General features: G+C 60.0%; 18 protein-coding genes. 17 read left to right on the forward strand and 1 reads right to left on the reverse strand.

Annotated features, from left to right (window positions below; translation table 11 throughout):
- Positions 1 to 306 precede the first annotated feature (306 nt).
- The 12 genes from mraZ (at position 307) to murB (ending at position 14,438) form a co-directional block, all read left to right on the forward strand.
- The gene (mraZ, locus tag QD461_RS07905) at positions 307 to 747 is read left to right on the forward strand and encodes a division/cell wall cluster transcriptional repressor MraZ (protein WP_414087233.1); all 441 of its coding nucleotides are present in this window, start codon (positions 307 to 309) and stop codon (positions 745 to 747) included.
- Between the two features lie 14 nt (positions 748 to 761).
- Positions 762 to 1,787 carry a 16S rRNA (cytosine(1402)-N(4))-methyltransferase RsmH gene (gene rsmH / locus QD461_RS07910; protein ID WP_414087234.1) on the forward strand — a complete coding sequence of 342 codons (1,026 nt, stop codon included), beginning with the start codon at positions 762 to 764 and terminating at the stop codon, positions 1,785 to 1,787.
- Between the two features lies 1 nt (position 1,788).
- Positions 1,789 to 2,313 (forward strand): hypothetical protein, encoded by a 525-nt coding sequence (locus tag QD461_RS07915; protein WP_184703788.1) that lies wholly within the window; start codon positions 1,789 to 1,791, stop codon positions 2,311 to 2,313.
- Positions 2,313 to 4,067, forward strand: coding sequence for a peptidoglycan D,D-transpeptidase FtsI family protein (locus QD461_RS07920; RefSeq protein ID WP_184703789.1), 1,755 nt, complete (start codon positions 2,313 to 2,315; stop codon positions 4,065 to 4,067). Before QD461_RS07915 ends, QD461_RS07920 begins: the two co-directional genes overlap by 1 nt.
- A 65-nt stretch (positions 4,068 to 4,132) precedes the next feature.
- Positions 4,133 to 5,596 (forward strand): UDP-N-acetylmuramoyl-L-alanyl-D-glutamate--2,6-diaminopimelate ligase, encoded by a 1,464-nt coding sequence (locus QD461_RS07925; protein ID WP_414087235.1) that lies wholly within the window; start codon positions 4,133 to 4,135, stop codon positions 5,594 to 5,596.
- A complete protein-coding gene (locus QD461_RS07930; protein WP_414087236.1) occupies positions 5,593 to 7,053 on the forward strand; it encodes a UDP-N-acetylmuramoylalanyl-D-glutamyl-2,6-diaminopimelate--D-alanyl-D-alanine ligase in 1,461 nt (486 codons plus the stop codon). The genes QD461_RS07925 and QD461_RS07930 overlap by 4 nt, the downstream gene beginning before the upstream one ends.
- Before the next feature lie 11 nt (positions 7,054 to 7,064).
- A complete protein-coding gene (gene mraY, locus QD461_RS07935) occupies positions 7,065 to 8,186 on the forward strand; it encodes a phospho-N-acetylmuramoyl-pentapeptide-transferase (protein WP_184703792.1) in 1,122 nt (373 codons plus the stop codon).
- Between the two features lie 7 nt (positions 8,187 to 8,193).
- Positions 8,194 to 9,606 (forward strand): UDP-N-acetylmuramoyl-L-alanine--D-glutamate ligase, encoded by a 1,413-nt coding sequence (murD, locus tag QD461_RS07940; RefSeq protein ID WP_414087237.1) that lies wholly within the window; start codon positions 8,194 to 8,196, stop codon positions 9,604 to 9,606.
- Position 9,607: 1 nt separating this feature from the next.
- Entirely contained in the window at positions 9,608 to 10,762 is a 1,155-nt protein-coding gene (gene ftsW / locus QD461_RS07945) for a putative lipid II flippase FtsW (protein WP_184703794.1), read from the forward strand.
- Positions 10,763 to 10,933: 171 nt separating this feature from the next.
- Positions 10,934 to 12,055, forward strand: coding sequence for an undecaprenyldiphospho-muramoylpentapeptide beta-N-acetylglucosaminyltransferase (gene murG / locus QD461_RS07950; protein ID WP_414087238.1), 1,122 nt, complete (start codon positions 10,934 to 10,936; stop codon positions 12,053 to 12,055).
- On the forward strand, positions 12,052 to 13,467 hold the full coding sequence (gene murC, locus QD461_RS07955; protein ID WP_414087239.1) for a UDP-N-acetylmuramate--L-alanine ligase: 1,416 nt from the start codon (positions 12,052 to 12,054) through the stop codon (positions 13,465 to 13,467). Before murG ends, murC begins: the two co-directional genes overlap by 4 nt.
- Positions 13,464 to 14,438, forward strand: coding sequence for a UDP-N-acetylmuramate dehydrogenase (gene murB / locus QD461_RS07960; RefSeq protein ID WP_184703797.1), 975 nt, complete (start codon positions 13,464 to 13,466; stop codon positions 14,436 to 14,438). The genes murC and murB overlap by 4 nt, the downstream gene beginning before the upstream one ends.
- Before the next feature lie 91 nt (positions 14,439 to 14,529).
- On the opposite strand, the gene QD461_RS07965 is transcribed toward murB, so the two are convergent.
- Entirely contained in the window at positions 14,530 to 15,861 is a 1,332-nt protein-coding gene (locus QD461_RS07965) for an MFS transporter (RefSeq protein ID WP_414087240.1), read from the reverse strand.
- Between the two features lie 253 nt (positions 15,862 to 16,114).
- On the opposite strand from QD461_RS07965, the gene aqpZ reads away from it, so the two are divergent.
- The 5 genes from aqpZ (at position 16,115) to ftsZ (ending at position 22,099) form a co-directional block, all read left to right on the forward strand.
- A complete protein-coding gene (aqpZ, locus tag QD461_RS07970) occupies positions 16,115 to 16,801 on the forward strand; it encodes an aquaporin Z (RefSeq protein ID WP_414087241.1) in 687 nt (228 codons plus the stop codon).
- 302 nt (positions 16,802 to 17,103) lie between these two features.
- Positions 17,104 to 18,030 carry a D-alanine--D-alanine ligase gene (locus tag QD461_RS07975; RefSeq protein WP_414087242.1) on the forward strand — a complete coding sequence of 309 codons (927 nt, stop codon included), beginning with the start codon at positions 17,104 to 17,106 and terminating at the stop codon, positions 18,028 to 18,030.
- Positions 18,018 to 18,950, forward strand: coding sequence for a cell division protein FtsQ/DivIB (locus tag QD461_RS07980; protein WP_414087243.1), 933 nt, complete (start codon positions 18,018 to 18,020; stop codon positions 18,948 to 18,950). The genes QD461_RS07975 and QD461_RS07980 overlap by 13 nt, the downstream gene beginning before the upstream one ends.
- Complete coding sequence (gene ftsA, locus QD461_RS07985; RefSeq protein WP_092853246.1) at positions 18,947 to 20,278, forward strand: cell division protein FtsA; 1,332 nt, start codon at positions 18,947 to 18,949, stop codon at positions 20,276 to 20,278. The genes QD461_RS07980 and ftsA overlap by 4 nt, the downstream gene beginning before the upstream one ends.
- 102 nt (positions 20,279 to 20,380) lie before the next feature.
- On the forward strand, positions 20,381 to 22,099 hold the full coding sequence (ftsZ, locus tag QD461_RS07990; protein WP_414087244.1) for a cell division protein FtsZ: 1,719 nt from the start codon (positions 20,381 to 20,383) through the stop codon (positions 22,097 to 22,099).
- The last annotated feature ends 12 nt before the right edge of the window (positions 22,100 to 22,111 follow it).

A 22,111-nucleotide genomic window follows, 5' to 3' on the forward strand; every position in this document is an offset into this window, starting at 1 on the left:
CCGCTTTGGGACGTCTGTTCAAGGCAATCCTAACCTTTCGTTAAACTTAACGTCTTATGAATATTCAGGCTGTCGTCGCGCCTGATGCGGCTTCATCCCATTGACGCCCATATGGTCCCATGGTATCCCAAAAGAACACTGCAAACGGGCAAATCAGAGCCCAATTATCGCAAAGCCATGATTACTCCCGCTTCGGGAGTGTCGAAGGGGTGTTGGCTCTTTCGGCTTGCGACGCTGTGTCCGATTTTGGCTGTGTCCGCGAGCGCATGAGTGCTTGTGGGTCATGGGGGACGGGTGTTTCGCGTCATGAACCGCTTCCTGTCAAATGCGACCAACCGGATCGATGCCAAAGGGCGGGTTTCCGTGCCTGCGGCGTTTCGTTCCATGCTGGCCGAGCGCAACATCCAGGAGCTTTACTGCTTCCAGGATTTTGTGTTTCCGGCGATCAGCGTCGGCGGTCTCGATCTGCTCGATCGCTTCGAGCGGCAGATTGCGGCGGAGGATCCTTTCTCGCCGGCGGCGAACCAGATGTCGCTCCTGATTCATGGGGGCGGGGTCTTTATGAAGCTCGATGCCGAAGGACGGTTGATGGTCACGGGTTTTATCCGCGATTTCACCGGAATTACGGGCGAGGTGACCTTCGTCGGTCGGGCGGATCATTTTCAATTGTGGCGACCGGAGGCCTTTCTGGCTTTGCAGGCGCAGGCACGAGAGGGGCGCAGGCTGGCGGGCAGGCGCTCGGAATAGAACGGGGAAGCGGAATGGTGGCGAATTCAGGCGGAGGTTCTTCTGATGCCGGTGGTGGACCTGTTCGTCACATTCCGGTTCTTCTCGCCGAGGTGCTCGAAGCGGTGGCGCCTGAGCCCGGTAAGGTCGTCCTTGATGGCACGTTCGGGGCTGGCGGTTATACGTCGGCCATTCTGGCTGGTGGTGCAGATGTCATCGCGCTCGATCGCGATCCTACTGCAATCTCAGCGGGGCAGGCTCTCGTCGCAGCTCATGCCGGCCGGCTGAAGCTCATCCAATCGCAGTTTTCTCAGCTGGCCGAGTATGCGCCCGATGGTGGTCTGGACGGCGTCGTTCTCGATATCGGCGTTTCCTCCATGCAGATCGACGAGGCCGAGCGCGGCTTTTCCTTCAGCAAGAACGGCCCGCTCGACATGCGTATGTCGGCAAGCGGTGTGTCGGCGGCCGATGTCGTCAATCGCGCCAAGCTTGCGGATCTCATTCGCATCTTCGTTTTTCTGGGGGAAGAGAAGCAGGCGCCGCGTATCGCCCATGCGATCGAGAAGCGTCGCGCCGAAGCACCGTTCGTGACCACTCGCGATCTGGCCGGCCTAATCGAGGTTGTGACGCCGCGAAAGGCCAAGGACAAGATCCATCCGGCTACGCGCGTCTTTCAGGCGTTGCGCATTTTCGTCAATGACGAACTTGGCGAGCTTGCTCAGGCGCTGTTTGCTGCCGAACGCGCACTGAAGCCGGGCGGGCGTCTTGTTGTCGTGACTTTCCACTCCCTGGAGGATCGGATCGTCAAGAAATTCTTTGCCGATCGCTCCGGCCGTGCGACTGGATCGCGTCATATGCCTGTTGTGCATGAGCGGCTTGCTACCTTCGAGACGGTCGGCAAGTCGCTGATTTCAGCGAGCGAGGCTGAGGCGGAAGCCAATCCACGCGCGCGTTCCGCCAAGCTGCGAGCGGGGGTTCGCACTTTGGCGCCAGCGGAAGAGGCAGATCTTTCGATCTTCGATCTGCCAAGTCTCGCCAGTCTCGGAAAGCTCGGGGGATAGAATGCTGAAGACCTTTGACATCGTGCTGATTGGTGTCATGACGGCGATGGCCAGCGTGACCTATACGATCAAGCATCGCGCCGAGTTGAAGCTGGAAGAGGTTCGTCGCCTCGAGGCCGATATCAAGCTTGAGAGAGATACGATCGAACTCCTCAAGGCGGACTGGGCTCTAGTCTCGCAGCCGAACCGGCTCGAGCGTTTGGTCAACAATTATAGCAACGAGCTTCAGCTGCAGCCGACCCTGTCGACGGCCATCGTTCAGCCAAGCGAGCTGCCGATGCTGCGTTCACAGGTTCCGCCGCCGGTTGTGGCGGACGCCAAGGATAGCGGCAAGGGCGGCAAGTCGACCGGTTCCAAGGGTGGTGCCGCAGTCGCTTCGAAGGGCGGCGACACGACTGATGCGCAGATCAGGAAAGCGATTGCCGATGTGGCGTCCGCGCCGGCGCCTCGGCCCAAGGCGCCGGTCGTGGCCAAGCGCAAGAAGTCGGATATCGATAACATCGCAACGGGATCGGTGGCGCACTAATGTCTTTCCTTTCTCGCATCATGGTCTTGAAGAGCAAGGCGCATTTCTCCACCGACGGCAACAATCGTCCGAGCGACGGCTTCTTCCATTCGAAATTCGAGGGCGCGCGGAAGCGCAAATCCAACCAAGCCAAGAGCCGTGTCGTGCTGCTGGTTGGCAGCTTCATCGCCATCTATTGCGTCATCGGCGGGCGGCTCGCCCAATTCGCCCTTACACCACCGGATGTCACCTCCAGCATTCTGCCGCCCGACCGCCTGATGGCTTCGCGCCCGGATATCGTAGACCGCAACGGTGCTTTGATGGCGACCGATATTCGCACCGTCTCGCTCTTTGCGGAACCGAACAAGATCATCGATGCCGATGAAGCGGTTGAGGAACTGCGCAAGGTCCTGCCGGATCTCGACGCGAAATCCACCTACAGAAAGCTATCCTCCAAGAATTCGCACTTTGCCTGGCTTCGCCGACAGCTGACTCCGAAGCAGCAGAGCCAGATCCTGGCGCTCGGCATTCCCGGTATCGGCTTCCGTCCCGAGAAGCGTCGCTTCTATCCGGGCGGCACGACCGCGCCGCATATCCTCGGCTACGTCAATATCGACAACCGCGGCGTTGCAGGCATGGAGAAATATATTGACGACCAGGGTCTTGCCGATCTTGCCGCCGCCGGTATGACCAACGATCAGCCGCTGCAGCCGGTCAAGCTCTCCATCGATCTGCGCGTGCAGGGTATCGTTCGCGATGCCGTCGTCAACGCCGTCAAGAATTTCCAGGCGAAGGGCGCGGGTGCCGCGATCCTCGACGTCCACACTGGCGAAGTGCTGGGCATGGCTTCCGCGCCCGATTTCGATCCGAACTATCCAAGCGAAGGGGCGAGCGAGGGATGGCTCAATCGCATGACGAACGGTACGTTCGAAATGGGGTCGACCTTCAAGACCTTTACCATGGCGATGGCGCTCGATTCCGGCAAGATTTCGCTGCGCGACGCCTTCGATGCCTCTGCGCCGATCCGGATCGGAGGCTTTACCATTCACGACTTCCATGGTCAGCGCCGCGTGCTTACCGTTCCGGAAATCTTTCAGTATTCCTCGAACATCGGTACTGCGAAGATCGCCGACCTCGTTGGCATCGATGCGCACAAGGAGTTCCTCACGCGCCTGGGTCTGCTCAACAAGATGGACACCGAGTTGCCGGAAGTGAAGATGCCGACACAGCCTCGCGTCTGGAAGAAGATCAACTCGATCACCATTTCCTTCGGTCACGGCGTCTCGACCACGGCATTGCAGACCGCAGTCGCAGCATCGGCGCTCATCAACGGCGGCAAGCTGATCGAGCCGACCTTCCTGCCGCGCACGCGCGATCAGGCCGATGCAATTGCAAAGATGGTGGTTAAGAAAAGCACGAGCGACGACATTCGCTACCTGCTGGAGTTTAACGGCACCAGAGGTTCCGGCCGCAATGCGCGCGTCCCCGGCTATAATGTCGGCAGCAAGACCGGTACGGCCGACAAGGTCGTCAATGGCCGCTATTCGCACACGCTGAACTTCAACAGCTTCCTTGCTGCATTCCCGATCGACAATCCGCAATACATCGTCATGACCTTCATCGACGAGCCGAAGAGCGGTGAGCGTGGCGGCGGTACCATCTCGGCCTTCACAGCGCTGCCGATCGCGCGTGATATCATCGCCAGAGCGGCACCAATTCTCGGAGTACAGCCCAGCTTCGGAAAAGATAACTCGGCCTTGCTGGCGTCTTATTAAGCGTGAAAGAATACACGGGTCGATTCGCGAGAGGGCGGATGGATTAACAACGAAAAGTATATTCGATGAAGCTGCGGGATATCGCCGGAGATGGATTTCCGGAAGTCAACACACAGATCGGCGGAGCAATCGGCGATCTTGAGATAACCGGGATTTCTGCCGATAGCCGGCAGGTGTCGCCGGGTATGGCCTTCGTTGCGGTTGCCGGTACGAAAGCCAACGGCGCGAGCTTTATTGCAGATGCGATTTCGCGCGGTGCTTCCGTTATTATCACAGGCCCTGGAGTCGTCGCAAACGGTGTGCCTTTGCTCGAGGTTTCCGAGCCACGTCGGTTTTTGGCGATCGCTGCTTCTCATTTCTATGGTCGTCAGCCTCAGGTCATGGTGGCCGTGACCGGCACCGCCGGCAAAACTTCGGTCGCGTCCTTCGCCCGACAGATCTGGGCTTTTGCTGGTCATCCGGCCGCAATGATCGGCACCACGGGTGTCGTATCGCCGACCCGCAACGACTACGGCTCCTTGACCACGCCCGATCCGGCGTCGCTGCACGAACTGCTTGCAGAACTCGCCGACGAAGGCGTGACCCATGCGGCAATGGAAGCATCTAGCCATGGGCTCGATCAGTTCCGGCTCGATGGCGTCAGGCTCGCCGCCGCGGCCTTCACGAATCTCGGCCGCGATCACATGGATTATCATTCTACGGTCGAGGACTACATGGCCGCCAAGATGCGGCTCTTCAATGATCTGCTGCCGAAAGGTTCGCCGGCGGTGATCTTTGCCGACGATGCCTGGTCGGACCAGGCGATTGCCGCTGCGCGCTCTGCCGGTCACGATGTCCGGACCGTGGGACGCAAGGGCGATTTTCTGACGCTGAAGCGTGTCGAGCATTTTCGCCACAAGCAGATCGCCGAGGTTCACGTCGGCGACGAGATCTTCGAGATTCACATTCCGCTCGCTGGCGATTTCCAGGTTGCCAATACGCTCGTCGCTGCCGGCCTTGCGATTTCGACGGGAGTTGCGGTGTCTGTCGCGATGGCAGCGCTCGAAAAGCTAGTCGGCGCATCCGGTCGCCTTGAGCTTGTCGGTCACACCCATGACGGTGCGCTCGCCTATGTTGACTACGCGCACAAACCCGACGCGTTGGAAAACGTACTGAATTCGGTCCGGCCATTTACGACCGGCCGTGTCATTGTGGTCTTCGGCTGTGGGGGCGACCGCGATCGCGGCAAGCGCCCGATCATGGGCGAAATCGCCTGCCGTCTCGCCGATGTGGTTGTTGTGACTGACGACAACCCGCGTTCGGAGGATCCGGCGACGATCCGCTCGGAGATCATGGCAGCAGCTACCTGCGCCACGGAAGTCGGTGACCGTGCGGAAGCAATCCGCAAGGGCGTCGGCATGCTGAAATCCGGCGATACGCTGATCGTTGCGGGCAAGGGGCATGAGGAAGGCCAGACAATCGGCGGCGTGACGTTGCCTTTCTCCGATCACGCCGAACTGCGCAAAGCATTGGAGGAATTGAAGTCTTGAATTGGCTATGGACAACTGAGGAACTGATCGCTGCAATCTCGGGCCGCTTCGTCGGAACGCTGCCCGCCGGCATTACGGGCATTTCCATAGACAGTCGTTCCATCCAGCCCGGCGAGGCTTTTTTCGCCATCAAGGGCGATCGTGTCGACGGTCATGACTATGCCAATGTCGCCATGGCGAACGGTGCCGCCTTTATCGTGATCAGCGAGGCGCGTCTGCCGGCAATGGGCAGCCTGACCGTGCCGAAGGTGGTGGTGGATGACGTCTTGGCCGCGCTGGCGCGATTGGGTGTTGCCGCGCGCCGGCGTACGCAAGGCAAGATCATCGCCGTGACTGGTTCGGTCGGCAAGACGACCACCAAGGAGATGCTGCGCCGGGCGCTGTCGCCTTCAGGCAAGGTGCATGCTTCCGTCGCTTCCTTCAACAATCATTGGGGTGTGCCGCTAACGCTTGCCCGCATGCCTCAGGATACGGATTTCGGCGTTTTCGAAGTCGGCATGAACCATTCGGGAGAGATCAGGCCGCTGGTCAAGATGGTGCAGCCGGACGTCGCCATCATCACGACCATTGCGCCGGCGCATCTCGGCAACTTCAATAGTATCGGCGAGATTGCCGCAGCCAAGGCTGAGATTTTCGAGGGTGTCGTGCCAGGCGGCCATGCCATCCTCAATCACGACAATGACCAGTTCGAGATGCTGGAGCGTGCTGCAACGGCGGCCGGCATCGAGCATATCCATAGCTTCGGTCAGCATGCCAAGGCCGATGTGCGCCTAGCCGAATTCAATGCGTCGGAAGAGAATTCGACCCTATGGCTGACCATCGGTGGCGAGACGCTGGAAGTGGCGATCGGTGCGCCCGGGCGTCACATCGCCGAAAACGCGCTTGCCGTGCTCGGTGCGGTCATGCTGGTCGAGGCGGATCTCGACAAGGCCGTCGCGGCGCTGGCCGATCTGCAGCCGGAAAAGGGCCGTGGGCAGCGTCACAAGCGGGCGATCGGCAACGGCTACTTCACGCTGATCGACGAAAGTTACAATGCCAATCCCGCATCCATGCGCGCGGCCATCGGGCTGCTTGCGACGACCTCGCCGAATTCGGGCGTCGGCGGCCGGACGGGTAGGCGGATCGCCGTTCTCGGCGACATGTTGGAAATGGGGGATTATGCCCAGCAAGTGCATGCGAACCTTGCAGGACCGCTTCTGGCGGCCGGCATCGAGCATGTCTGGCTGGCGGGTCCGGAGATGGCGGCTTTGAGGGATGAGCTGCCGGAAAGTGTTCATGTCGAATATCGTGAGACGACGGAGGAACTCTCGGAATTCGCGCTCAACTCGGTCGCCCTGGGCGACGTGTTGATGGTGAAATCGTCGTTGGGGATGAAGTTTGGAAAGATCGTGGCCGGCTTGCTTGACAAGTTTCCCGCATTTTCCGACACGGGCCCCCACACCCATCAGGGGCTTTAGAAAGGGCTCTTATGCTGATCTGGCTAGCCGAACTGTCGGACCATATTCAATTTTTCAGTACCCATTTCAGATTCCTCAATCTGTTCAGATACATCACGTTTCGCACCGGCGGCTCGCTCTTCACGTCTGCGTTGATCGTTTTCCTGTTCGGACCGCGAATCATCTCATCGCTGCGCGTGCGTCAGGGCAAGGGGCAGCCGATTCGTGCCGATGGTCCGCAGACGCACTTCAAAAAGGCCGGCACACCGACCATGGGCGGCCTGATGATCCTTGCCGGCATCGTCGTGTCGTCGCTGCTATGGGCTGATCTGGCCAATGTCTACGTGGTCGCGACGCTGCTCGTCACCCTCGGCTTCGGCGCGATCGGCTTTTATGACGATTATCTCAAGGTGACGAAGCAGAGCGACAAGGGGTTTTCCGGTCGCGCGCGCCTCGGCATCGAGTTCATCATTGCGGCCATCGCCGTTTACTTCATGATGACCACGGCGCTGTCGTCCGGCCCCGCCGGTTCGACCTTCGGCTCGTCGGTCGCGTTCCCCTTCTTCAAGAGCCTGCTGCTCAATCTTGGCATGTTCTTCGTCTTCTTCGGTGCTTTCGTCATCGTGGCTGCCGGCAATGCCGTCAACCTTACCGACGGTCTCGACGGACTTGCTATCGTGCCGGTCATGATCGCGGCTGCCTCCTTCGGCGTCATCGCCTATCTTGCCGGTAACTTCGTGTTTGCCGACTACCTGGCAATCAATTTCGTGCCGGGCACAGGTGAACTGGCCGTCGTTCTCGGCGCGGTCATTGGGGCGGGCCTTGGCTTTCTCTGGTTCAATGCGCCGCCAGCCGCCATTTTCATGGGCGACACGGGTTCTTTGGCGCTCGGCGGCATGATCGGCTCGGTCGCGGTTGCGACCAAGCATGAGATCGTTATGGCGATTATCGGCGGTCTGTTCGTGCTGGAAGCGCTTTCGGTCATCATTCAGGTCGGTTTCTTCAAACTGACGAAGCGCCGCGTTTTCCTCATGGCTCCGATTCATCACCATTTCGAAAAGAAGGGTTGGACGGAGAGCCAGGTGGTCGTGCGGTTCTGGATTGTCGCGGTCATCCTGGCGATGATCGGTCTCTCCACCCTGAAGCTGCGGTGAGGCGCCGATGATCCCCGTCACCACGCTGAAAGGAAAGAAAGTCGCTCTCTTCGGCCTTGGCGGTTCAGGCTTTGCCACGGCGCATGCGCTCGTTGCAGGCGGTGCCGACGTCATGGCCTGGGATGACAATCCCGACAGCGTGGTCAAGGCGGGTGCCGAGGGAATACCGGTCGTGGATCTCAGGACGATCGACTGGAATGCTCTGTCGGTCTTCGTCCTGTCTCCGGGTGTGCCTTTGACGCATCCGAAGTCGCATTGGACCGTCGATCTTGCACATGCTGCAGGCGTCGAGATCATCGGCGATGTCGAGCTGTTCGTCAGAGAGCGCCGGGCGCATGCGCCGGATTGCCCGTTCATTGCCATCACCGGCACCAACGGCAAATCGACCACGACGGCGCTCATCGCTCATCTACTGCAGTCGAGCGGACGCGATACGCAGCTCGGCGGGAATATCGGCACGGCTATTCTGACGCTCGACCCGCCGAAGGCCGGTCGCTTTTATGTCGTCGAATGCTCGTCCTACCAGATCGATCTCGCACCGACGCTCAACCCGTCGGCGGGTATTTTGCTGAACCTGACGCCCGATCATCTCGATCGGCACGGCACGATGCAGCATTATGCCGATATCAAGGAACGGCTTGTTGCAGGCAGCGGCGTTGCTGTCGTCGGTGTCGACGACAGCCATTCGTCCCTGATTGCCGATCGCATCGAACGGGCAGGTACCAAGGTGGTGCGGATATCGCGCCGCCATGCTCTGGCGGACGGTCTTTATGCCGAGGGGAGCCGCATCCTGCATGCATCCAACGGTGCAGCGAGCGAGATTGCCGACCTGGATGGTATCCAGACTTTGCGGGGCGGCCATAATGCGCAAAATGCAGCGGCTGCGATTGCCGCTTGCCTTGCGGTCGGCGTCACGGCCGATGAGATTCGATCCGGCTTGAAGTCCTTCCCAGGCCTCAAGCATCGCATGCAGCCGGTCGGGCGGCGTGGCCGCGTCGTTTTCGTCAACGACTCCAAGGCTACGAATGCCGATGCGGCAGCACCGGCGCTTTCGAGCTACGAGAACATCTACTGGATTGCCGGCGGCCTGCCGAAAGAGGGTGGCATCACGACCCTTTCGCCGCTCTTTCCGCGCATCACGAAGGCCTATCTGATCGGCGAGGCAGCACCGGCTTTTGCCGCGACGCTCGGTGAGCAGGTGCCTTATGAGATCTCGGGTACGCTGGAGCGCGCCGTTGCTCATGCCGCCGAAGATGCGGCTGGGGATGAGCATGAATCCGCAGCTGTGATGTTATCCCCGGCTTGCGCAAGCTTCGATCAGTATAAGAATTTCGAGGTCAGGGGTGACGCGTTCGTCAGCCATGTGGCAGCGATCGAGGGCGTTACCATGCTGATCGGTTCAGCAACTGGAGGCAAATAATATGGTAAGCCGCGTTGAACGTGGGGCCTTGGCCGAATGGTTCTGGACCATCGACCGCGTATTCCTTGCCCTTTTCATCCTGTTGATCGGTATTGGTTTCATGTTGTCCTTTGCGGCGTCGCCGGCGGTGGCGGAACGCATCGGGCTGGAGCCGTTCCACTTCGTCAAGCGTCACGCCTTGTTTCTCGTTCCGGCGATCGCGGCGATGATCGGCATTTCCTTCATGACGCCCCGTCAAGTACGGCGCACGGCGGTGATCTTGCTGATCGTTTCGCTGGCGATGATGCTTTTCGCGCTGTTCTTCGGTATTGAGGTCAAGGGCTCGCGACGCTGGGTCAACATCGCAGCACTGTCCATTCAGCCGTCGGAGTTCATGAAACCGGCTTTTGTGGTCGTCTGCGCTTGGCTGTTTGCCGAGCACGCACGCCAACCGGAAATTCCCGGAAACCTCTTTGCCATCATTCTCTTCGGCATCGTCGTCGCGCTGCTGGTCGCCCAGCCTGACCTTGGGCAGACGATCCTGACGACGGCCGTCTGGGGCGGCATGTTCTTTATGGCGGGCATGCCCTGGCTCTGGATCATTGTCCTTGGCGGCCTCGGCGCCGGTGGCTTCGTCGCCGCCTACTATGTCTTCGATCACGTGGCGCAACGCGTCAATAAGTTCATGACCGGTGAGGGCGACACATTCCAGGTCGACACCGCCAAGCAGGCGATCGTCCATGGTAACTGGTTCGGCGTCGGCCCGGGCGAGGGCGTCGTCAAGCGCATCATCCCCGACGCCCACACGGACTTCATCTTCTCCGTCGCGGCTGAAGAATTCGGTGTGATCTTCTGCATGGTGCTCGTCTGCATCTTTGCCTTCCTCGTGCTGCGCGGCCTGTCGCATGCCTACAAGGAGAAGAACGACTTCAACCGCTTTGCGGTTGCGGGCCTGGTGCTGCAGATCGGCATTCAGTCGATCATCAACATCGGCGTCAACCTACAGCTTCTGCCCGCCAAGGGCATGACTCTGCCGCTGATTTCCTACGGTGGTTCCTCGATGACGGCGATCTGTGTGACGGCTGGCTTCATTCTGGCACTGACGCGTCATCGCCCGGAAAAACGAGCGCAGGATCGCAGCCAGTTCCGCGTGACGCATGGGCTGCCTGCGGAGTAATCGTCTTGGATTTGCCTTTACCCCCTCTCGTTTTCCCTGTTCATTCTCCGGTCGCTTTTCCAAAGGCGGCGGGCTATGAGGAGCTTTGGTCCGCGCCGATGACGCGGTCGGGGCGACCTCCTATATTAAGGGGATGCCTCGAGTATTGGGCTGTTCGCGGGAGCGAAGATTATGAGTAAAGGCATTGTCCTTCTTGCCGCCGGCGGAACCGGCGGTCACGTATTTCCGGCTGAGGCGCTGGCCTATAAGCTGAAGGAGCGCGGCTATTCCGTGCACCTCGTCACGGACAGCCGTGCTGAACGCTATGCCGGCAAATTCCCGGCCGACGAAATCCATGTCGTGCCGTCGGCAACGATTGGCTCGAAGAGCCCGCTGAAGGTTGCAAGCGCGCTTTGGACGCTGTGGAAGGGTATGCGCGCTGCGCGCAAGCTGATCCAGAAAATCAAGCCCGTCTGCGTCGTCGGCTTTGGCGGCTATCCCACGGTGCCGCCGCTGCTCGCTGCGACACGTTTGGGCGTGCCTTCAATGCTGCATGAACAGAATGCCGTCATGGGCCGCGCCAACAAGATGCTGGCGCCGCGCGTGCGTGCCATCGCAGGCGGCTTCCTTTCGGAAGAGGGACCGTTTGGGGGAAAGACTGTCACGACAGGCAACCCAGTGCGTCCCGCTGTCGTAGAGGCTGCGAAACAGCCCTATGTTCCTTCTGTTCCTGACGATCCGTTCAATCTAGTCGTGTTTGGCGGCAGCCAGGGTGCGCAATATTTCTCGAAGGCGGTTCCGACAGCGATCAGTTTGCTGGAAGAGCCCCTGCGTAAGCGGCTGCGTATCACGCAGCAGGTGCGCCCGGAGGATATGGAGACGGTCAACAGCTGCACCAGGCGGCTGGAGATGGGTGCCGATGTCGCGCCCTTCTTCACGGACATGGCCGAGCGTATCGGTGCTGCACATCTGGTTCTCTGCCGCTCCGGTGCTTCCACGGTTTCCGAACTCGCGGTGATCGGCCGTCCGGCAATCCTGGTGCCCTATCCGCATGCGCTCGATCATGATCAGGCTGCCAATGCAGCCGCACTTGCCGCAACAGGTGGCGTCAAGGTGATCGCACAATCCGAGCTGACGCCGGAGAAGCTCTCCACGATCCTGCGCGGTTCCATGACAATGCCGGAAAAGCTCGCCAAGATGGCGGCAGCAGCCAAGCAGGCCGGCAAGCCTGATGCGGCAAACTTGCTCGCCGACATGGTTGAAGCTATTGCCGGGGGACGTTCAATTCAGCAATTCAAGGGGGCAGGCGTATGAAGCTGCCGAAGGCAATCGGCCTTGTGCATTTTATCGGTATCGGTGGTATCGGGATGAGCGGCATAGCCGAGGTTTTGCATAACCTCGGCCATCGCGTGCAGGGATCCGACCAGTCGGAAAGTGCCAACGTGCAACGGCTGCGCGACAAGGGTATTCCGGTTCATATCGGTCACAAGGCGGAAAACCTCGGCGACGCCGAAGTCGTGGTCGTTTCCACCGCCATCAAGAAGAGCAATCCGGAGCTCGTCGCTGCGCGCGAAAAGCTGCTGCCGGTGGTGCGCCGCGCCGAAATGTTGGCCGAGCTGATGCGCTTCCGCAATGCGATCGCCATTGGCGGCACGCATGGCAAGACGACGACGACGTCGCTCGTGGCGACGCTGCTGGAAGCCGGCGGGCTTGATCCCACCGTCATCAACGGCGGGATCATCAACGCCTATGGCACCAACGCGCGCATGGGCGAGGGCGAGTGGATGGTAGTCGAGGCCGATGAATCCGACGGCACCTTCCTGAAACTGCCTGCCGACGTGGCGGTCGTTACCAATATCGATCCGGAGCATCTGGACCATTACGGCAATTTCGATGCCGTCCGCGCCGCTTTCCGGCAGTTCGTCGAGAACGTGCCGTTCTACGGCTTCGGCGTCATGTGCATCGACCATCCGGAAGTGCAGGCACTCGTCGGGCGTATCGAGGACCGCAAGGTCATCACCTATGGCGAGAACCCGCAGGCAGACGTGCGCTTCATGAACGTGCGCATCGATGGCACGCGATCGCTGTTCGATGTCGAAATCCGCAGGCGCCGCACCGGCAAGGTGATCCATATCAAGGATCTCGTGATGCCGATGCCCGGGCGCCACAATATTTCGAATGCGACGGCAGCCGTTGCTGTTGCCAACCGGCTTGGCATTTCCAGCGACGCGATTGCCAAGGGGCTGGCGTCTTTCGGCGGCGTCAAGCGCCGCTTCACGCTGACCGGCGAATGGAACGGGGTGAAGGTTTTCGACGATTACGGTCATCATCCCGTCGAGATCAAGGCTGTGCTGAAGGCTGCGCGCGAGGCTTGCAAGGGCCGCGTCATCGCCGTGCACCAGCCGCATCGCTATACACGCCTGTCGAGCCTCTTCGAAGAATTCGCCGCGTGCTTCAACGATGCTGACAGCATCTTCCTCGCTCCGGTCTATGCGGCCGGTGAAGATCCCATCGAGGGCGCGGATTCGCAGACGCTGGTTTCGCGTATCAAGGCGGGCGGTCACCGTGACGCGCGTTATCTGCCGTCGCAGGAAGATCTTGCCGCGATGGTTGCAGAGATTGCGCGACCGGGTGATTTTGTGGTTTTGTTGGGGGCTGGCAGCATCACATACTGGGCAGCGTCATTGCCAAAGGAATTGGAAGGCCTATCGGGTAAGTCCGCATGAAACAGGTTAACGGAGAAAAGCTTCTGGCGTCGCTCGGCGACAGCGTCAAGGATATCAGGGGACGGCTCACGCCGGACGCGCCGATGGATCGCGTCACGTGGTTCCGTGCCGGCGGATTGGCGGAACTCATGTTCCAGCCGCACGATACCGACGATCTGATCGCATTTCTGAAGATCTTGCCGGAAGAGGTGCCGCTGACGGTCGTCGGCGTGGGATCGAACATATTGGTGCGCGACGGCGGTATTCCGGGCGTCGTGCTCAGGCTTTCGGCCAAGGGCTTCGGCGCGGTCGAGCTTGCGGGCGAAAACCGCATTCTGGCCGGCGCCATCTGCCCGGACAAGCATGTCGCGGCGATGGCCATGGATAACAGCATCGGCGGTTTCCATTTCTTCTACGGCATTCCCGGCAGCATCGGCGGTGCTGCACGCATGAACGCGGGTGCCAATGGCGCAGAGACCCGCGAGCGCGTTGTCGAAGTGCATGCGGTCGACCGCAAGGGCGACAAACATGTGCTTACCAATGCCGAGATGGGCTATAGCTATCGGCATTCGGATGCTTCCGAAGAGCTGATCTTCACGCATGTTCTGTTTGAAGGCTATCCGGAAGATCGCGCCAAGATTCGCGCCGAAATGGACGCCGTACGTGCACACCGCGAAACCGTCCAGCCGATCCGCGAGAAGACCGGCGGCTCGACCTTCAAGAACCCCGAGGGTCTTTCCGCCTGGAAGCTGATCGACGAAGCCGGTTGCCGCGGACTTGTCATCGGCGGTGCGCAGATGTCGTCGTTGCACTGCAACTTCATGATTAACATGGAGCAGGCGACGGGCTACGATTTGGAGTATCTCGGCGAGCAGGTACGTCGTCAGGTTTTCGAGAATTCCGGCGTCAAGCTGGAATGGGAAATCAAGCGCCTCGGTCATTTTATGCCCGGCCGCGAAGTGCGTCCGTTCCAGGGTGTCACGACCGAGTAGATAGGCGCTGCGACTGACGCAGACTTCATAAAGCGAATCAAGAAAAGGCCGGGTTTTCACCCGGCCTTTTCAATTGGTTGCATCGAAATTCTCAGATCTCGTTATTGCCAGAAAGCAGGATGCCGATCAGCGAGAGAAGGGCCGCTGCTGCCAGGTAGTAACCGACATAGACGAGGCCATAGGTCGTCGCGAGCCAAGTGGCGATGTAAGGCGCCAGCGAGGCGCCGACGATGCCGCCGAGATTGAAGGTCATCGAAGCGCCGGTATAGCGCACGGTGGTCGGGAAGGGGGCTGCGAGTGCAGCGCCGATCGGACCATAGGTGAAGCCCATCAATGCCAGGCCGATGATCGAGCAGGCGAAAGCGCCAGCAAGGCCGGCGGTCAGCAGCGACGAATAGAATAGACCGAAGATCAGGATGCCGATCGTCGTCAGGATCAGGACCAGCCGGCGCGAATAGCGATCCGACAACAGACCCGAAATAGGGATCATCAGGCCGAAGAACACGACGCCTACGAGCTGAACGACGAGGAACTGCCCCTGCGTGTAACCAAGGCCCGCCGGCAATGGGCCGGTGCCAGGAGCGCGGGTTCCCCAGCTCAGCGTGAAGGCCGTCATCAGATAGAACAGCACGAAGGTCGCGACGGCGATGATCGTGCCGAGGATGAGGCTGCGGAAGTGTGAGCGGAAGATGACCGCGATCGGAACGGAAACCCGTTCTTCCTTTTCGATGGCACGCTGGAATTCCGGAGTTTCCGTGATCTTCAGGCGGACATAGAGGCCGACAGCGACGAGCACGATGCTGATCAGGAAGGGAACGCGCCAGCCAAAGTTGAGGAAGTCCGCGTCGGTCATGCTTTCGCGCAGGATCAGGAAGAGACCTGCCGACAGGATAAAGCCGATCGGCGCACCGAGCTGCGGGAACATGGCGTACCAGCTGCGCTTGCCTTCCGGAGCATTTTCCGTGGCGAGCAGCACGGCGCCGCCCCATTCGCCGCCCAGGCCCAGGCCCTGGCCGAGACGGCACAGCGCGAGCAGGATCGGGGCGAGAACGCCGATGGATGCGAAGGTCGGCAGCAGGCCGATCACGACGGTCGACAGGCCCATGGTCATGAGAGCGGCGACCAGGGTTGCCTTGCGGCCGATCCGGTCACCGAAATGGCCGAAGATCATCGCGCCGATCGGGCGTGCGAAAAAGGCGATGGAGAAGGTTGCGAAGGACTGCAGCGTTGCAGATGTCGGGTCGCTTGCAGGGAAGAACAGCTTCGGGAAGACGATAACCGCCGCCGTCGCATAAACGTAGAAATCGAAAAATTCGATCGTTGTGCCGATGAGGCTCGCGATCAGAACACGTGCCGGGGAATTGGCAACGTTGTTGTTCGACGACGAGGGGGTCGGCGATAAAGGAGATATCGCGTCAGTCATGATCCCACCAAATTTGGACGATGCTAAGGGCTGCTTAGCGGACAAATCGTGTCCTAGCGTAATTTTTGTTCGACGCAAACGCCAACTACGCAAGAAATCAATGGTTGTATGCTATTATTTAGCCGTAATTGTTGATTCGCGAGCAATTGAGCGATTGTCTGCCACGGCGTAAGCGTGTTTCCGACGAGTCCTCCCGGAATCTTTTTATAGACGGCTGATTTTCGTTGCGATTGGGGGCAAAGGGGAAGTCTTCATGCAGAAAAAGCTTATAGCTGAGTTTCTTGGAACATTCTGGCTCGTATTTGGCGGCTGCGGCAGTGCAATTTTCGCCGCGGCATTTCCGAGCCTCGGTATCGGTTTTCTTGGTGTCGCTTTTGCGTTCGGTCTGACCGTGCTGACCATGGCTTTTGCGGTCGGCGGCATATCCGGGGGGCATTTCAATCCAGCCGTGTCGGTTGGCCTGACTGTGGCTGGCCGCTTTCCGGGCGGACAGCTCATTCCCTACATCATCGCGCAGGTTATCGGTGCCATCGCCGCAGCGGCCGTGCTCTATCTGATCGCCAGCGGTAAGGCAGATTTCCAGCTCGGCGGTTTTGCTGCCAATGGCTATGGCGAGCACTCACCCGGCGGCTACTCCATGGTCTCGGCCCTGGTGGCCGAAATAGTGCTGACCTTGTTCTTCCTCGTCGTGATTCTCGGATCGACGAGCGGCAAGGTGCCTGCCGGCTTTGCGCCGATCGCGATCGGCTTGGGCTTGACGTTGATCCACTTGATTTCGATCCCGATCACCAACACGTCGGTCAATCCTGCCCGTTCGACAGGGCAGGCCCTATTCGTCGGTGGTTGGGCGTTGCAGCAGCTTTGGCTGTTCTGGGTCGCCCCGATCGTGGGCGGAGCGCTGGGCGGATTCGTCTGGAAGCTGGTCGACGACAGCGAATAAAATCAGCCTGCGTTTTTAAGGGGTTCTGGCCCGTATCGGAGAATCCGGTACGGGTCTCTTTGTTTAAAAAAACTAAATGTAGCGATTTCAAAAGTAGCAACTCTCTGAATCTAATGGCAGAATTCTTTGTATCCATTTGATTCGAATGGTTCGAGCGTTGGCGGAGCGGCCGAAAGTTAACGAAAGTAAACGCTTCATTAACCTTAATGTCGTTCTAATCGACCTATTGAAAGAGGGGCGAGAATCGCTGTTAGGCGAGGCCTCGCAAAAGCAGAGCAGAGACCGAGAGGTCGGGGGTATTAATGGGTGCCAAGCATGTGGCTGTCCTTATGGGCGGATTTTCCTCGGAAAGGCCCGTCAGCCTTTCCTCGGGAAAGGCATGCGCTGACGCTCTCGAAGCAGAAGGCTTCCGGATTACCCGCGTCGATGTCGATCACGATGTCGCCAGCTGCCTGACTGAGTTGAAGCCGGATGTCGTCTTCAATGCGCTGCATGGTCCGTTCGGCGAGGACGGCACCATTCAAGGTATCCTCGAATATCTGCAGATTCCCTATACCCATTCCGGCGTGCTTGCTTCTGCCCTTGCGATGGATAAAGCGCGAGCGAAGACGGTTGCGGCTGCCGCAGGTATTCCGGTCGCAACCTCGCTCGTCATGGATCGCTTCGGCATCGTCGGCGAGCATCCAATGAAGCCGCCTTATGTCGTCAAGCCGGTGCGCGAGGGGTCGAGCTTCGGTGTCGTCATCGTCAAGGAAGACCAGGCGCACCCGCCGCAGATCGTTACGTCCTCGGAGTGGCGCTATGGCGATGAGGTTCTGGTTGAGTGTTACATCCACGGTCGCGAACTGACCTGCGGGGTCATGGGTGGCAAGGTTCTTGGGGTTACCGAGATCGTGCCGCTCGGCCACAGCTTCTACGACTATGACGCCAAGTATGCCAAAGGTGGATCAAAACACGTCCTTCCGGCGGAAATTTCACCGAATCTTTACCAAAAGATACAAACATTATCGTTAAGGGCGCATGAAGCTATCGGCTGCCGCGGCGTCAGTCGATCTGACTTCCGCTTCGATGATCGCTTTTCCGAAGAAGGTGAGCTTGTCTGGCTGGAGGTTAATACTCAGCCCGGTATGACCCCTACCTCGCTGGTGCCCGAAATGGCCGCTCATGCCGGCTACTCGTTTGGTGAATTTCTCCGGTGGATGGTGGAGGACGCGTCTTGTTTGCGTTGACGGTCAAAAATATGAGGCGGTCCCGTCATCGCGTCCCGCTCGCTATTGACGATGTGGAGGACGCGTTCGTGTTGCCGCGCCCTCTGCGTCGCGCAGTGCGCTTCCTGGTGAGCCTCGGCTCCGGTCGCATCAACATCCCTGCGCATACCGGCACGGTCGCGACGTTCATGCTCTTTGGTGCGACCGCTCTCTATGGCATGTCGGTCGGCGGTCACAGCCAGGCAGTCGCTGAGGCGACGACGTCAGCTGTCGGGTTTGCAATCGAAGACGTCAAAGTCTCCGGCAACGATGAGACTTCCGAAATCGAGATCCTGCAGTTGCTTGGCCTTGATGGGACGACTTCGCTTGTCGCGCTCAATGCGGATGCCGCTCGCCAGAAGATCGCCAATCTGCCCTGGGTTCAGAATGTCGAGGTTCGCAAGGTCTATCCGAAGACCGTCGAAGTGAAGCTGAAGGAACGCAAGGCCTACGCCATCTGGCAGCACGGCGCCGAGCTCTCGCTGATCCAGAAGGATGGCAGCGTGATTGCGCCGCTGCGCGACAACAAGTTTGCGAAGCTGCCGCTGTTCGTTGGTCGCGACGCCGAGACGGCAGCCGCCTCCATCGATGATGCATTCGCCAAGTGGCCGGATGTCCGCAATCACGTGAAGGCATTCGTTCGCGTCGCCGGTCGCCGCTGGGATCTCTATCTTGACAACGGTGTGATCGTCCGGTTGCCGGAAGACAATATCGATGGCGCGCTGGCACGTCTTACCAATCTAGACAAGGATCAGAATCTCCTGCAGCGCGATATCGCCGCGGTGGATCTTCGTCTTGCGGATCGCACAGCAATAGAATTGACCCCGGACGCAACGCTTCGCCGCCAGGCCGCGGTGGATGCAAGAAACAAGGCTTTGAAGAAAGCAGGGCAGGATACATGAGCTTATTCGGTTCGTCTCATTTCGGCCTGCCGCGGTTGAAGCCGCTGTCCTCCAAGCGGTCGCACATCGTGTCGGTTCTGGATATCGGCTCGACGAAGGTCGTCTGCATGATCGGCAGGCTGACGCCGCGCGAGGAGAGCCAGGTTCTCCCGAACCGCACGCATAACATCGAAATTATCGGTATCGGCCATCAGCGCTCTCGCGGTATCAAGACCGGCGTGATCGCCGACCTCGACGCACTGGAAGGGGTCGTCCGGCTTTCCGTCGATGCGGCCGAGCGCATGGCCGGCCTCACCGTGGACAGCCTGATCGTCAACGTCTCCGCCGGAAGGCTGGGCAGCGACATCTATACCGCGACCATCGATCTCGGCGGGCAGGAAGTCGAATCCAACGACCTCAAGAAGGTGCTGGCCGCCGCTTGCCAGCAGTCGGTCCGTCAAGAACGTGCTGTGCTGCACTCGCTGGCGACAGGCTATTCGCTCGATGGCGAGCGCGGTATCCGCGATCCGCTGGCGATGTTCGGCGATGCGCTTGGTGTCGACATGCATGTGGTGACGGCTGAGCGCGCTGCGCTTCGCAATCTCGAACTTTGCATCAATCGCGCTCATCTTTCGGTCGAAGGCATGGTGGCAACGCCTTATGCCAGCGGTCTCGCCGCTCTCGTCGATGACGAAGTCGAACTCGGCTGCGCAGCGATCGACATGGGTGGCGGTACGACGACGATCTCGGTCTTTGCCGAAGGCAAGCTGGTGCACACCGATGCTGTCAGCCTTGGTGGCCATCACGTCACCACCGACCTTGCACGCGGCCTTTCCACCCGCATCGAGGATGCGGAACGTCTAAAGGTCGTTCATGCTTCTGCGCTCGCAAATTCTTCGGAAGAGCGCGAACTGATTTCCATCCCGCCGATCGGCGAAGACGAGCGTGACCAGCCGACACAGGTGCCGAAGGCACTGGTGTCGCGCATCGTCAAGGCTCGTATCGAGGAGACCCTCGAACTCATTCGCGATCGCATCCAGCGTTCGGGCTTCAGCCCGATCGTCGGCAAGCGCGTCGTCCTGACGGGCGGTGCCAGCCAGCTGACCGGCCTGCCTGACGTGGCGCGCCGGGTTCTTGCCCGAAACGTCCGCATCGGTCGCCCGATGGGTGTATCCGGCTTGCCGACGGCGGCCAAGGGGCCGGCCTTCTCGACCGCGGTTGGTCTGATGATCTATCCGCAGGTCGCGGACATGGAGACACATGCGCCGAGTAGCGGCCTGCTCTCGTCGCTTGGAGGTAACAACAGCCGGATCGGTCGTGTCGGCCAGTGGCTGAAAGAGAGTTTTTGAGTGCCTGACCCCGGAAAAATCTTCCGGGGTAAGCGTCAGGCAAGTGAAATCAGTGAATTGGCCGGCGTGGCGATGCGGCCATAAAGAGAAGGAACGGGTACAATGACTATCAAGCTGCATAAGCCAGATATCACCGAGCTTAAGCCGCGTATCACCGTGTTCGGTGTTGGTGGCGGTGGCGGCAATGCCGTCAACAACATGATCACGGCAGGCTTGCAGGGCGTCGATTTCGTCGTCGCCAACACCGATGCACAGGCACTGACCATGACAAAGGCGGAGCGGATCATCCAGCTCGGCGTCAACGTCACGGAAGGTCTCGGCGCCGGTTCGCAGCCGGAAGTCGGCCGTGCAGCTGCCGAAGAGTGCATCGACGAAATCATCGACCATCTCAATGGCACGCATATGTGCTTCGTCACCGCCGGCATGGGCGGCGGCACGGGTACGGGTGCTGCTCCGGTCGTCGCGCAGGCCGCTCGCAACAAGGGCATCCTGACCGTCGGCGTCGTCACCAAGCCGTTCCACTTCGAAGGCGGCCGCCGCATGCGTCTCGCCGAGCAGGGCATCCAGGAACTGCAAAAGTCGGTCGACACGCTGATCGTCATTCCGAACCAGAACCTCTTCCGTATCGCCAACGACAAGACGACTTTCGCCGACGCGTTCTCGATGGCCGACCAGGTTCTCTACTCGGGCGTTGCCTGCATCACCGACCTGATGGTGAAGGAAGGTCTTATCAACCTCGACTTCGCCGACGTTCGCTCGGTCATGCGCGAAATGGGCCGCGCAATGATGGGTACCGGTGAGGCTTCCGGCCAGGGCCGTGCAATGCAGGCTGCTGAGGCCGCTATTGCCAATCCGCTGCTCGATGAAACCTCGATGAAGGGTGCGCAGGGCCTGCTGATCTCGATCACCGGCGGCCGTGACCTCACCCTGTTCGAAGTCGACGAAGCTGCGACGCGTATTCGTGAAGAAGTCGATCCGGACGCCAACATCATCCTCGGCGCTACTTTCGACGAATCGCTCGAAGGCATCATCCGCGTCTCCGTCGTCGCAACCGGCATCGACCGTGCGATGAACGAAGCAGCCGACCGCGGTATGGAATTCCGCCCGGTCGCGAAGCCGGCTATCCGTCCGTCCGCGGCCGCCGCTCCGGTAGCGGCCGCAGCTCAGCCTGTCCATGTCGCGCAGGCCCATACCGCACAGGCTGCAGCTCCGGCTCCTCGCACTGTCGATCCGGTCGCCCAGACCATTCGTGCAGCAGAAGCCGATCTGGAACGTGAACTCGAAATCCAGATGGCCCGTCAGGCTCATGTACAGCAGCAGCCTGTAGCGCAGGAAGAAAGCTTCCGTCCGCAGAGCCGCATCTTCGCGGCAGCGCCGGAAGCTCAGCCGATCCGTCAGGCCCCGGTTCAGCCTCAGCCGGCTCCGGTCATGCATCAGCAACCGATCATCCGTCAGGCTCCCGAGCAGGTTCGTATGCCGAAGGTGGAAGACTTCCCGCCGGTGGTTAAGGCAGAGATGGAACATCGCGCACAGCCGGCTGCTCCGCAGGCCGCTGAAGAGCGTGGCCCGATGGGCCTGCTGAAGCGCATCACCAACTCGCTCGGACGTCGCGAAGAAGACCCGGCTTTCGACGACATGATGGCTCCGACCCAGGCTGCGGCTCCGCAGCAGCGCCGCGCGCCGTCGCCGGAAGCAAGCCTCTACGCTCCGCGTCGCGGCAACCTCGACGACCAGGGCCGTCAGGTTCCGCAGGCCCGCATGGCGAGCCATGAAGACGATCAGCTCGAAATTCCGGCCTTCCTGCGCCGCCAGTCGAACTGACCTAGTATCGGG

Origin of the sequence: Rhizobium sp. BR 314, from assembly GCF_047445805.1 — a bacterium.
Lineage (GTDB): Bacteria > Pseudomonadota > Alphaproteobacteria > Rhizobiales > Rhizobiaceae > Rhizobium > Rhizobium lusitanum_B.